Here is a 13,025-nt window from a genome sequence, read left to right on the forward strand (position 1 = left end):
GGAATCCATGTACAGGGCAAGCTGGAACGGCACGGTCATCGCGGAATCCGCCAAGACCATCGAGATCGAGGGCAACCAGTACTTTCCGCCGGACTCGGTGGACCGTACCTTGCTGACGGAGACCCCCACCACGAGCGTGTGCCCGTGGAAGGGTTTGGCCAGTTATTACACGGTCACGGCCAACGGGCAAAGCAACCCGGACGCCGCCTGGTACTACCCGGACCCCAAGCCTGCGGCCGCCGAGATCCGGGACTACCTGGCGTTTTGGCGCGGCGTCGTCGTCGAGAAGGTCCCCGGGGACTGAGGTGGTTCCCGCGATTGAGGTGGTCGACGCGATCGTGGTTGGCATGGGCCCCGGCGGCGAATCCGTCGCCGGGGAACTGGCCGCCGCCGGGCTCTCCGTGGTGGGGGTGGAGTCCGGGCTGGTGGGCGGGGAATGCCCGTACTTTGGCTGTGTTCCGTCCAAGATGATGATCCGCGCCGGCAACGCCCTGGCCGAGGCCCGGCGCGTGCCCGGGCTGGCCGGCACCGCAAGCGTGGTCCCCGACTGGGCGCCCGTGGCCGCCCGCATCCGCGACGAGGCCACCGACAACTGGGACGACGCAGCCGCGGCGAAACGCTTCACCGACGCCGGCGGGCGGCTGGTGCGCGGCACGGGCCGGCTTACCGGCGTCCGCCATGTCACCATCACAACGCACGACGGCGGGGAGCTCACCTTCCGCGCCCGCCGCGCCGTGGTGCTCAATCCCGGCACCGACCCGGCCATCCCGTCCGTCCCCGGCCTGGCCGGCACCCCCTTCTGGACCAACCGGGAGGCGGTGCGGGCCACCCTGGCGCCGGAATCGCTGGCCGTCTGGGGCGCCGGACCCATCGGCATGGAGCTGGCGCAGGCGTTCGCCCGCTTCGGCACCAAGGTCACCATGGTGGTTCGCGGCGCGCACCTGGCATCCCGCGAGGAACCGGAGACCGCGGAACTGCTGGAGCACGTGTTTGCCCGCGAGGGAATCGAGGTGCTGACCAACACCACCATCACCGGCGTGGAGCATTCCGCGGCCGGTTTCACCCTTGCGCTGGACGGCCCCGGAGCCACCACCCTGGCCGCGGAAAAGTTCCTCGTCGCCACGGGACGCGCCTCCAAACTGGGGAAGCTGGGGCTGGACCAGGCCGGCATCGCCTACGACGGCAGGACCCCGCCCGCCGTGGACGACCACCTGCAACTGGGCCACAACCTGTACCTGATCGGCGACGCCGTCGGCGCCGGGGCGTTCACCCACATGTCGATGTACCACGCGAACATTGTGGCCGGGCACGTGTTGGGCGAGGACCGCGGCACGGCCGAATCCCATGCGGTCCCGCGCGTGACGTTCACGGATCCGGAGGCGGGCGCCGTCGGATTGACCGAACGCCAGGCCCGAGCCGCCGGTCTCGCGGTCCGCACGGGGTACGTCGAGCTGGCCGATTCCACCCGCGGCTGGATCCACAAAAGCGGGAACGACGGCTTCATCAAGGTCATCGAGGACTCCGCCACCGGCGTGCTGGTGGGCGCCACCTCCGTGGGGCCGCACGGCGGGGAAGTGCTCTCCGCCCTGGCCCTGGCCGTGCACGCCCGCGTCCCTGTGGCCACCCTGAAGACCATGGTCTACGCGTACCCCACCTTCCACCGCGCCATCGAGGCGGCCGTGCGCGCCATCAAATAACCACAAAGGTACGGGACCTGCCATGGCAAAGTTGATCTACATCGTGAATACCTCACTGGACGGCTATATGGCGGATGAGGACGGCCGCATCGACTGGACCAGCCCCAGCGAGGAGGTGTTTCGCTTCATCACCGATCTGGTGCGCCCCGTCGGAACGTACCTGTACGGGCGGCGCCTCTACGAAGCCATGGCCGTCTGGGAGACGCTTGACGCCCCGCCCGACTTCCCGCAGGAGCTGGACTTCGCGCAGCTGTGGCGTGGCGCCGACAAGGTGGTCTACTCCACCACGCTGGCCGCGGCGGCCACCCCCAGGACCCGGATTGAGCGCACGTTCGACCCCGCCGCCGTCCGGCTAATGAAAGAGGCCACGGGCCCGGACCTGACGGTGGGCGGCGCGCAGCTGGCGGGCCAGGCCATCGCGGCCGGGCTGGTGGACGAGATCCATCTGGTGGTCACCCCGCATCTGCTGGGCGGCGGAGCCCCGGCCCTGCCCGCGCACGTCCGCCGCGGGTTGCAGCTGCTGGACCAGCACACCTTCGCCAACGGCACGGTGTATGTCCGCTACGGCATGCTGTGACCCTGCGCGGGCAGGTCAGGCGCCGGACTGCTTTTAGGCGCCGGCCAGGACCACCCTGCGCACCGCGGCGCTGAGCTGCATGGCCCGGCCTCCCGTGGCGCCTTCCTCGTTCCAGGCGGGCACGTAGCCAAAGCCGATCCCGTAAAGAGGGTCGGCGAAGCCAAGGGAAGCGTTGGCGCCGTCGTGCCCGAACGCCTCGGCGCTGCCAAAGTCCATGCGCGGGTTGGGCTTCATGAACGTCAGGGCAAAGGCGCTGGTGTCGCAAAATACCCTGTCCAGGCCCCAGATCTGTTCCTGCGCCATGATGGCGATGGTTTCCGGGGTCAGGTAGGCGGGCAGGCCGTCAATGCCCGTGATGGCGCCGGCATAGACGCGGGCCAGGCCGTCTGCAGAGCCCACCCCGGCGCCGCTGCAACTGCCCGCGGCCCGGACGCTGCGAATGTTGGGCAGCTCCAGCAGCTGGCCGGCCTGGACGTTGCCGGACATGCCGGCGATGGAGCCCGGATCCACAAAGCCCGCGGCCGGGGAGTCGACGTACTTCACGGGGCGGAAGCGCGGTTCCTCGGATTCGGGCAGGCCCAGGAACATGTCGGCCGCGTACGGCACCCGGATGCGCCGGTTGTACATGTCCTGCAGCCGCTCCCCCGTGACCCGGCGGCACAGCTCCTCCAGGAACACCCCCATGGTCAGGGCGTGGTAGCCAAAGGTGCCGCTGCCCGGATGCCACTGCGGCGCCATGTCGGCAAGCCTTTCGGCCACGGCCGGGAGGTCGTTATAGTCCTCCATGGCGAAGCCGCCCTGCACGCCCACCAGGCCGGCCTGGTGCGAGAGCAGCTGGCGAACCGTGATGCCACCCTTGCCGTGGCGGGCAAATTCGGGCCAGTACGTTGCCACCGCGGCGTCGACGTCGATCAGGCCGTCCTGGACCAGCAGGCTGAAGGCGAGCGCCGAGACGCCCTTGGAGCAGGAGAACACGCCCGTCAGGGAGTCGGCGGCCGAGTCCGGCCCGCCCACCAGGTCCACCACCTTCACGCCGTGGCGGTAAACGGCAAGCTGCGCGCTGTAGCCGGGATCGGCGTCGAGCATGGCGTCGAAGGTCTCGCGGATGGGGGCGAACTGGGGTGTGGTGAAGCCTGCGGCAAGTGAAGTCATGACTCCACCCTAAGATCCGCCGGCCCGGGTTCCGTTCATGCGGTCAGTTGTTCGGCAAAGATTTCGCTGAACCGGCCCGAATCGTCCATAAGTTCCTCGTACGATCCCTGCTGGACCACGGCGCCGTCGTCGATCACGTAGATCCTGTCCATGCCCTTCAGCGTCCAGGCCCGGTGCGAGACGACGATGGTGATCCTGTCGTGCCGGGTGCGCTGGAGTTCGTTGAAGATCTCCTGTTCGGCCTCGGCGTCGATGGCCGACGTCGGCTCGTCCAGCACCCAGATGGCGGGGTTGCGCAGGTAGATCCGGGCCAGGGCCAGGCGTTGCCACTGGCCGCCGGAGACACCCAAACCGCCCCACTGTTCGCCCAACTGGGTGTCGAGCCCGTCCGGGAACTTCCGCACCAGCTCGGCGGCACGGGCCGATTCCAGGGCGGCCCACACTTCCTCGTCCGATACATCGGTGCGCGGTGTGCCCAGGCAGATCGATTCACGGACCGTCATCTCGTAACGGCCAAACTCCTGGGTCAGCAGGCCGAAGTGGCCCAACCAGGCGTCCTCAGACAGTTCGGCCTGGGTCCGGCCGTCAATGGACACCGTGCCGTCGGAGAGTTCGGCAAGTCCCAGCAGCGCGTTCACGGTGGTGGTCTTTCCGGCGCCGTTGACGCCCACCAGGGCAATGATTTCGCCGTTCCGGGCCTCCACCGTGATACCGCGCAGCGAGTCGTCGTCGGCGCCCGAATAGCGGTGCCGCAGGTCCCGCCCCATCAGGTGGCCGGCGGTCGGGACAATGACCTGCCGCTGCCTCGCGCGGCTGTCCCCGGCGGCGAAGAACACTCGAACTTCCTCACTTTGCGGTGAGTTTTGTACAGTGTCTCCCAGGGAGTATGCCGCAGCACCCACCGAGCCCATGGCGGCCATGACGCCGTACACGCCGGCCACGGCGTCGGGGCCGTAGTCCAGCCCGACCACCACGGCCCCCATGGCACACACCAGCAGCACGGTGGAAATGATGCCGATGATCCAGTCGTGGGCGATCATGGCCTTGGACATCTTGTCCCGCACCACAACCACTTCGCGCCATTTCTCCTCCACCATGTCGGCGACGCGATCGCTGGTGCCCAGCCCGGAAAGTTCGGTGGCCGTCTTCTCCCGCACCAATAAATCGCGCAGGTAGCGTTCCCGGCCAAACAGCTTGCCGAGGCCCTCCCACATGCCAACCTGGACCTTGCCCAGGATTTTCGCGGACACCAGGGGCGGAACCAAGACCAGGATGACCAGCAGACCCGCCAGCTTGCTGAACGCAAAGAGCGTGATGACCACGCCCACCACGGCCAGCGTCTGCTCCAGGACGCCGGCCACCAGCACCTCAAACTGGTAGCTCACCTGCTCGGAAATCGCCCGGTTGTGCTTTTCAATGGCCGTGGTGGTGGCCGGTTTCACGAGCTCCGAGGGGCGCATGCGGGCAATCCGGCGCGCCAACCGGGTCTGGAGGGCGGCGGACGACCGGGTCATGGCCATGGAACGGATGTTGGCGCAGGAGACCCGCACCGGCCCGCTCAGACCGACGATGAGCACCACCCACAGCAACGGCACCATGACTTCGCCCAGCCCGTTGGCGCCCGTGAGGGAATTGACCAGTGCGGCAATCGCCAGCACCTGCGCGGCCGGAATCGCGGCCATGACCAGCGACAGCGCTATGGTGATCACGGTCCGCCCCGGCGACGCCGCATACGTCTGACTGAGAATGAACCAGGAACTGCGCAAATACGTTTTCATCAAATCCCCCATTGATAGTGCAAAACCAGTGCGTTTACAGCCCGGCGAAGAGCTCCAGCTGGTACAGCGTTGCCGCGCCCGCCACGCGCAGCCGGTAGCTTGCAAAATCAGCGTCGGGCAGCTGGAACGGCCGGGTTTGGCGCTCCCACCGGAACGTTTCGCCGCTGCGTGAATCAAGCACGCTCCAGGCGTCGCCGTCGTTGGAGCCCTCCAGGACCCAGTCCGTCAGTTCGGGCCCGGCCGTGACCGTGTACAGGGACACCGCGGTGGGGGCGTCGAAGGCATAGGCCGCCCAGCCGCCGTCGGGCATCGAAAGGGCGTCGGCGGAGGTGTTGTTGAACAGCAATTCCGCGCCGCTCACGCTCGCACTGAAGGCGCCGCCCGGGCTGGTGAGGTCCGACGTCGGTGCCCGGCTTGCGCCCGGCGCGTCAAGTGACGGCGGGGCTTCCCCGGGGGCGGATCCCCAGGCGGACGGTTCGGCGCCCATGACGAATTCCAGCGTGCCGCCGGCGGCCAGGGTGGCGTGGTCGATGAACGTGCTCTCCCACGGGGCACCGTTGACGCTCAGCGACTGGATGTAGACGTTCCCGGCGCCGTGGTTCAGCGACTTGATGCCGATCGTGGTGCCCGTGGCGAGCCGGACCGTGGCGGATTCGTAGAGCGGGGAGGTGATAATGAAGCCGCCCGAGGCCAGGCTCAGCGGGTAGAAGCCGAGTGCGGCAAAGACGTACCAGGCGGACATTTCGCCGTTGTCCTCATCCCCCGGGTAGCCCTGGCCGATCTCGCTGCCGGTGAAGAGCCGGGCCACGGATTCGCGGGTGATCGCCTGGAGCTTGTGCGGGGCGTCGGTGAACGCGTACATGAACGGGGCATGGTGGGCCGGCTGGTTGGAGATGCCGAACATGCCCATGCGGATGTTGCGGGCCTCGACCATCTCGTGGATGACGTCCCAGTAGGAGCCCTTGAATTCGTGCCGGGCGGTTTCCGGGGTGCCGAAGTATGCGTCGAGCTTCGCCTCAAGCCCCTTGCGCCCGCCGTACAGTTCGGCCAGGCCGGCACCGTCCTGCGGCACGCTGAAGGCCATGCCCCAGGCGTTGGTTTCGGTGTAGTCGTGGCCCCACACGCGGGGGTCGAAGGTGTCGGGGGTGTGGCTGAAGGCGCCGGCGCTGTCGCGGCCCTGGAAGAAGTCCACGGCCGGGTCGAACAGCAGCCGGTAGCCGCGGGCCCGGTTCGCGAAGTAGGCGGCATTGGCGGCGTATTCGGCCCGGCGCGGATCAGTCACCGAGGCGCGCTCCAGCAGCAGTTCGGAGTACCGGGCCACGCCGTAGTCGCTGATGGCGTTTTCCAGCGACCAGGACATGGCCTCGTGCGTGGCGTCGCTGGGGATGTAGCCGGCAAAGATGCCCACGTCCAGGCCCTTGCGGCCCACGGCGGAGGCGTCCGAGGGTACGGTGGCGTTGCGCAGCGCCGAATCGTAGGCCTCGGCCAGGTCAAAGTTGCCCACGCCGTTGATGGCGGCGTCGGCAAACACCAGGTCGCTGCTGGTGCCCACCATGCAGTCCGAGTAGCCGGGGGCCGACCAGCGCGGGGTCCAGCCGCCGTCGCGGTAGTGCTCCACGAATCCGTCCAGCATGTTCCCGGCCTGCTCGGGGTCCAGCAGGCACAAGGCGGGCCACTCCGTGCGGTAGGTGTCCCAGAAACCGTTGTTCACGTACGTGCTGCCGGGGTTGATCTGTGCCCCCGTGAATTCGCTGCCATGGGCGTCCGCGGGCTTGAGGAAGCTGGCGTACTGCCATTTCGGCTCCGTTGCCGTGCCGGCGTTTTCGGCTGCGGAATTCGGGTAGAGGAACATTCGGTACAGATTGGAGTACAGCGTGGTGAGCTGGTCGGCGCTGGCGCCCTGGACCGCAATTACGCCCAACCTGTCATCCCACAGCTGTTGGGCGCGGGCGGAAACCTCGTCCACGGTGTCCCCGGCCGGGATTTCCAGTTCCAGGCTGTGGCGGGCCTGGGCGATGCCGATGAAGGACGTGGCCGCCCTGACGTTGACCGTCCTGTCCCCGCCGAGGGCGAACCGGACCCAGCCGGCAACGTCACCGTGGCCGCCGTTGCGCATGCCGGAGTCCGTCACGGGCCGGTCGGCGGTGGCGTAGAAGTACATGCGCAGGGCCGTGGAGTTTTCGCTGCCGTCCACGTAGCCGCTGAGCACGGGCAGGCCGTCGCTGGTTGTGGTGATGGTCAGCGAGCCGTTGTTGTCCAACTGGTCCAACAGCAAGGTGGCGTCCTCGCCGGGGTACTCAAAGCGCAGCGCGACGGCGTGGTCGGTGGGCGCCGCCGTGGCCACAAGGCCGTTGTCGAGGGCCACGCGGTAGCGGTGCGCCGTGGCTTCCTCGTTCGCGTGCCGGAACGTGAGCGCGCGGGCGGCGGGGTCGGCGTTGGGAGTGCCGGCGGAGCTGCCGGGCATGAACTGCAGCACGCTGTAGTCGTTCATCCACGGGCTGGGCTGGTGGGAAATGCTCAAGGCCTGCAATGCGCTGACGCCGGGCGCGACGTCGTGCTGGTGGTAGGCGTACACCCACTGGGTGGTGCGGGCGTCCGTGCACGGGGTGAGGAAGTTGAAGCCGTACGGCACGGCGGTGGCGGGCAGGGTGTTGCCGCGCGATACGCCGCCGGAGGAGTGCGTGCCGCGCGTGGTCAGCACGTGCTCGCTGGGGCGCCGGTGCTCCGGCGGGGCAGCCACGGTGCGCAGTTCGACGTCGTCGAGCCAGCCTTCCAGCGTGGCGTCCACCAGCTCCGCGGGCAGGTGCACGGCGGCCTCGATGGCGGTCACGGTGCGTCCGGCCAGCGGGGACAGATCGATCGTGCGGATGTTCCACTGGTCGGGAACCAGCCCCTTGGACTCCCCCTGCGCCCGGGCGGAGGCGCCGAAACCGTATTGATCCGCCAGAGCAGTGTCCGAAAGCCGGGCGCCGTCGTCCAGGACGAGGTCGACGGCGGCCGCACAGGCCCCGTAGCCGGCCGCGGGGTGGGAATCGTTTCCGGCAAACGCCGGAAAGATGAAGTAACTGAGAGTGCTGCCCGGGCCAATCACATGCGATTCCTCGCGCAGGACGGCGCGTTCCACGCGGTCCACCTTGTTCGCGGCCGGATCCGCCGCGGAAACGGCGTACCGCCAGGGGGTGGAGGTGCGCATGCCCTGGTCCGGGCGGGAGCTGGGGGCAAGGGACGGGCCTGTGTGGGGCAGCAATTCCATGGGATTCCTAGGGGGAGGCATGTGCGTCGAAGGTGGCGGGAGGGCGGTGCCGCGTCCCGTCACAACAGTGGGCGCTAAGTGTGATGTGCAACATAAACATCCTATACTTAAGCGCATTAGTTGCGCATCCGAAAACCCGGATGACACACCATCTTGCGCAAAGGAATATGCACATGACAGCTCTGCCCCAGGACCCGGCCGCCCCCGCCCGCGTGGTGGTCTACTACCAGACACACCATGTTGACGGCACCCTGGTCTCGCCCGTGGAGCTGGTGCGCCGGAGCCCGTCGCTGACGGCGATCATCGTTGGCGCCATCCACGTCAATGCCGAGCCCGGGGACATCACGCTCAACGACGATCCCGCGGACCATCCCGGGAACGATTCGATGTGGGCCGAGCTGGCTGCCGTGCAGGAACAGGGCGTTGCGGTGATCGGCATGCTCGGCGGCGCTGCGATGGGCAGCTTTGAACGGCTGGAGCCGGCAAACTTTGCCACGTATTACCCGCACCTGCGCGAGCTGGTCACCAAGTACCGCCTCAACGGCCTGGACCTGGACGTCGAGGAGGACATGAGCCTCGAAGGTGCCCAACACCTGATCGAGGCGCTGCGCGCCGACTTTGGCCCGGACTTCCTGATCACGCTGGCCCCCGTGGCCACGGCCCTGTCAGGCGGCGGCAACCTCTCCGGCTTCGACTACGAGGAGCTGTTCAAGAGCCACGGGGCGGAAATCGCGTGGATGAACACACAGTTCTACTGCGGCTGGGGCGTCCTCGACGGCACGGGCGAATACGACGCCATCATCTCCCGCGGCGTCTTCCCGGCGTCGAAGGTGGTTGCCGGCACCACCACGCACCCCATGCACGGCAAGGGATACGTGGAGCCCGCGGTATTGAACGAAACCGTGGCCTCACTGGCCGCCAAGTACCCCGACTTTGGCGGCATGTCCGCCTGGGAGTACTTCAACTCCGAGCCCGGCGGCGTCGCAGCCCCGTGGGAGTGGGCGCAATCCATGGCTGCGGCCATGCAGCGCGGCCGCACAGCGTAACCCGGCGGTCGAACAACCACCGGCGGTCGAGCAACCCCCGGTGGTCGAGCAAGCCCCGGTGGTCGACCTTGTCGAGACCCGGCCCGCAGCCACCCAAAGGAGAACCATGAACGGCACGCCCGTCGCAATCCTGCTGGCGGGAGTGACCGTTTCGGGAAAGACCACCCTCGCCAAGGCGCTTGTTGGGCACGGAATGGCCCGGGTCTCGGTCGACGAGGAGGTGTTCCGCGCGCACGGGCGGCCTCAGGGCCTCCTTTACGCCGGACTACAAAAAACGCCGGCTCCGTCGCCGCGTGGATTGAGCTTCGTCGGCGGCCGGAAGTTGCACCTAGGTGACGGATCTGGTGTTCCCGGAGGTGACGTAAAGGAGACCGTAAGGCCGCCCGCGGCCGTCGGTCGGATAGTCACCGAGGGAATGCCGGATCCGTCACCGGGGGTGAGGCGGCCTCCGACCCAGCCGGGCAGCACAACCTCGAGCGTGTCCAGTACTCGCGGTGACGCCGGAGGCGCTGGGCGACTTCTTTGCACGGTTCGATGTGCCTGCGTCCGATGAGGGTGCCACGGAGTATGCAGGAGACCCGGCGCAGCTCATTCAACAGATCAACGAGCTGCGCGACAGCGTCTAACTGGTCCCGGCGGCTGGACTCCGGGTCTCGACAGGCTCGACCACCGGTGGTCGAGCCTGTCGAGACCCCCGAAAGCCTCGCTACGCCGTTTCGCAGTAGTCCAGCAGCAGCTCGCAGAACATGGAGTTTGCCCAGGAAAACCAGGGCCGGGTGAACTGTGAAGGGTCGTCCGGGAGGAATCCCTCGTGCATGAATCCGGTCCCGCCGTCGGTGTCCCGGAGCATTTGGAGGATCCGCCACTTTTCCTTCCGCGTGTCCGCCGTCAGGCCCTGGACGGCGAGCGCAATGTGCCAAATGTAGCCGGGCGGGGTGTGCGGGCTGCCGATCCCTTCGGCGTGGGTGCCGCGGTGGAAGAACGGGTTGCCCTCGCTGAGGATGAACTTCCGGGTTGTCTGGTACAGCGGATCCGCAAGGTCCACGCCACCGGTCAGCGGCAGGGACAGCAGGCTGGGCATGTTGGCGTCGTCCATCAGCAGGGCGTTGCCCAGTCCGTCCACCTCGTAGGCGTAGATGAAACCAAATTCGGGGTGGTTGACCACGCCGTGCGTGGCGATGCCGGCAGCGATCTCGGCGGCCAGGGCCAGTGCGCCGGCCTCCAGCTCCGGGTCGGCGTACACCTCGCGGGCGATCTCGGCCACCTGCAGCAGCGCCGCCTTGGCGAAGTGGTTGCCCGGCACGTTGTAGCTGTAGACGCAGGCGTCATCGCTGGGCCGGAAGCCGGCCCACGTCATGCCCGTGACGGCGGTTGCCGGGCCCAGGCCGTCGCGGGAGAGCGTCTCGCTGGCCAGCGTGGTGTTGCGGACAAAGCGGTATGCGGAGTTGGCCTCGTGGTCCTGCTCCAGCCGCCACTGGGCCACGACGGTCTTGAGTGCCTCGTGGACGGGGCCCGTGAAGATGTCGACGCGGTTGCTGCGGCGCCAGAGCTGGTGTGCCAGCTGGATGGGGAACGCGAGCGAGTCGATCTCGTACTTCCGCTCCCAGATCCAGGGATCCTCGCAGGCATCCTCGGGGTCATAGGAGGCGCCGTTGGGCTCCTGGTTGAAGGCGTTCGCATAGGAATCCTGCGCGATGCAGCCAAACTGGCGCCGGACAAGCCCGGCAAGCACGTCGTAAAGTTCGCCATCGGGCTCCACGAACCTCAGGAACGGGAGCATCTGGGCCGAGGAGTCCCGCAGCCACATGGCGGGGATGTCGCCGGTGATGACGAACGTGGTGCCGTCCGGCTCCCGGGTGAGTGTCGTGTCCAGGGTGTTGCGCATGCAGGCGACGAACATTTCCGACAACTTTTCATCGCCCGTGACCTCGCGAATGGCCGCTGCGCTGCGCAGCAACTCCGCCTCGAGGAAGCCCGCGGCGGACCCCACTTTTTCCTGCAAACCGTTGGACGTCACAACGCCCACCTCCACTTCGTCGTTGGAACCTTTTAAGGAATATCAGCACGATCGAATAAAGATCGTGAACTTTCAGCGGCAATTTGAAACTTATTTTGACTCATGCCGTAAACGGATCGTAATGAGGGCCAAAAACCATGGACTTTCACAGCTACTGCCCAGTATTCTAGAGATGAAACTTCCTTCAAATGAAGTGCCATCCGTTCTTATACAAAGTCATCCAAGGAGCTCCACCATGGACGTCGACCACATCCCGTTCGCCAGACCCGGCAACCGCGGCGCAGCAGCCCCGGTCCAGCAATCCGTCAGCGACCCCGCGTTGGAGCTGCTGGCACTTGTCGCCACCGAATCCGCCGTTTCGCGCGCCGAGCTGGCCCGCGTGCTGAAGGTGGCGCCGTCCACCGTGTCCCTGCGCGTGAATGAACTCCTCAGCGCCGGGTTGCTGGTGGAAACCGGAGACGGAAACTCCACGGGTGGTCGGAAGCCGCGAAGCCTGCAGTTGAACCACTCGGCCGGGCACGTGCTGGTGGCCGACCTCGGCGCGCACCACGTCCGTGTGGGTGTCATGGACCTCTCCGGGGCATTGCTCGCCTCCGACGCCATTGAACTTGACGTTGCCCAGGGCCCGGAAAAATCCCTGGCCGTCATCGCCGGCCTGTTCGATGAACTGGCCGCCGGCATCAGCTCCAGCACGCTGCGTGGCGTGGGCATCGCCCTTCCCGGGCCCGTGGACTACGACGCCGGCTGCGTCGACTCCCCCGCCCGCATGCCCGGCTGGCACCGTTTCCCCATCAGGGACTGGCTGGCCGGACATTACAACGTCCCCGTCTTTTGCGACAACGACGCCAACATGATGGCCCTGGCCGAACACACGCTGCGCCAAACCTCCGCCGACCACGCCAAGAAGCCGCGCAACACCTTGTTCATCAAGGCCGGCGCCGCGATCGGCTGCGGGCTGATCGCGGACGGCCTCGTGTACCGCGGCTCCACCGGAACGGCCGGCGACATCACGCACGTGCGGGTCCGCGCGGCGGGCGAGCGGGCCTGCAGCTGCGGAAACCTCGGCTGCCTCGAGACGGTCGCCAGCGGTTCGGCAATCGTTGCCGACCTGGTGGCCGCGGGCGTGGACGTGGCGGACCTGAGCGCCGTGGTGGAGTTGGCGAACAACGCCGACGCCGTGGCCACGACGCAGATCCGCGGGGCCGGGCGCCTGCTGGGCGAAATGCTGTGCAGCATCGTCAACTTCGTAAATCCTGACTATGTGGTGCTGGGTGGGGCGCTGGCCCAGGTCGAGCCGTACGTGGCCGCGATCAGGAGCCAGCTCTACGAGGGCTGCCACCCCCTGGCCACGAAGAACCTGACCATTGAAAAGTCCCTGGCCGGCCCCCACGCCGGCATGATCGGCATTGGCGTGCTGAGCCTGCGCGAGGTGCTGCGGACCAGCACGCTGGTGCCCTCGGGGATCTAGCCCCTCGGGAAAGGTACCTGACTACTTGGGATGGCGG

9 protein-coding genes are annotated in these 13,025 nt (G+C 67.4%); 5 read left to right on the forward strand and 4 right to left on the reverse strand.

The genetic code is table 11. The features are described 5' to 3' along the window. Positions 1-7 precede the first annotated feature (7 nt). From AL755_RS20945 to AL755_RS20955, 3 genes are read left to right on the forward strand one after another with little or no spacing between them, the layout of a single operon-like run. Positions 8-304 (forward strand): DUF427 domain-containing protein, encoded by a 297-nt coding sequence (locus AL755_RS20945; RefSeq protein ID WP_054012667.1) that lies wholly within the window; start codon positions 8-10, stop codon positions 302-304. A 1-nt stretch (position 305) separates the two neighbouring features. Then, the gene (locus AL755_RS20950) at positions 306-1,697 is read left to right on the forward strand and encodes a dihydrolipoyl dehydrogenase family protein (RefSeq protein ID WP_237762568.1); all 1,392 of its coding nucleotides are present in this window, start codon (positions 306-308) and stop codon (positions 1,695-1,697) included. A 22-nt stretch (positions 1,698-1,719) separates the two neighbouring features. Then, on the forward strand, positions 1,720-2,274 hold the full coding sequence (locus AL755_RS20955) for a dihydrofolate reductase family protein (protein ID WP_054012668.1): 555 nt from the start codon (positions 1,720-1,722) through the stop codon (positions 2,272-2,274). 33 nt (positions 2,275-2,307) lie between these two features. Here the strand turns inward: AL755_RS20955 and AL755_RS20960 are convergent, their stop codons facing one another. The 3 genes from AL755_RS20960 to AL755_RS20970 are packed head-to-tail and all read right to left on the reverse strand — an operon-like array spanning position 2,308 to position 8,457. Further along, positions 2,308-3,426: a serine hydrolase domain-containing protein gene (locus tag AL755_RS20960; protein WP_054012669.1), complete on the reverse strand. Its 1,119-nt coding sequence runs from the start codon at positions 3,424-3,426 to the stop codon at positions 2,308-2,310. Between the two features lie 35 nt (positions 3,427-3,461). Further along, entirely contained in the window at positions 3,462-5,204 is a 1,743-nt protein-coding gene (locus tag AL755_RS20965) for an ABC transporter ATP-binding protein (protein WP_054012670.1), read from the reverse strand. Positions 5,205-5,238: 34 nt separating this feature from the next. Further along, positions 5,239-8,457 carry a GH92 family glycosyl hydrolase gene (locus tag AL755_RS20970; RefSeq protein WP_054012671.1) on the reverse strand — a complete coding sequence of 1,073 codons (3,219 nt, stop codon included), beginning with the start codon at positions 8,455-8,457 and terminating at the stop codon, positions 5,239-5,241. Positions 8,458-8,630: 173 nt separating this feature from the next. Between AL755_RS20970 and AL755_RS20975 the strand changes: the two genes are divergently transcribed. After that, a complete protein-coding gene (locus AL755_RS20975; protein ID WP_054012672.1) occupies positions 8,631-9,503 on the forward strand; it encodes a glycosyl hydrolase family 18 protein in 873 nt (290 codons plus the stop codon). Between the two features lie 706 nt (positions 9,504-10,209). Here the strand turns inward: AL755_RS20975 and AL755_RS20980 are convergent. After that, a complete protein-coding gene (locus AL755_RS20980; RefSeq protein WP_237762569.1) occupies positions 10,210-11,520 on the reverse strand; it encodes a glycoside hydrolase family 125 protein in 1,311 nt (436 codons plus the stop codon). 235 nt (positions 11,521-11,755) lie between these two features. Between AL755_RS20980 and AL755_RS23365 the strand changes: the two genes are divergently transcribed. Further along, positions 11,756-12,988: an ROK family transcriptional regulator gene (locus tag AL755_RS23365; RefSeq protein ID WP_054012673.1), complete on the forward strand. Its 1,233-nt coding sequence runs from the start codon at positions 11,756-11,758 to the stop codon at positions 12,986-12,988. Positions 12,989-13,025: the final 37 nt, after the last annotated feature.

It is taken from the genome of Arthrobacter sp. ERGS1:01 (assembly GCF_001281315.1).
In the GTDB taxonomy this organism is placed as follows: Bacteria; Actinomycetota; Actinomycetes; order Actinomycetales; family Micrococcaceae; genus Specibacter.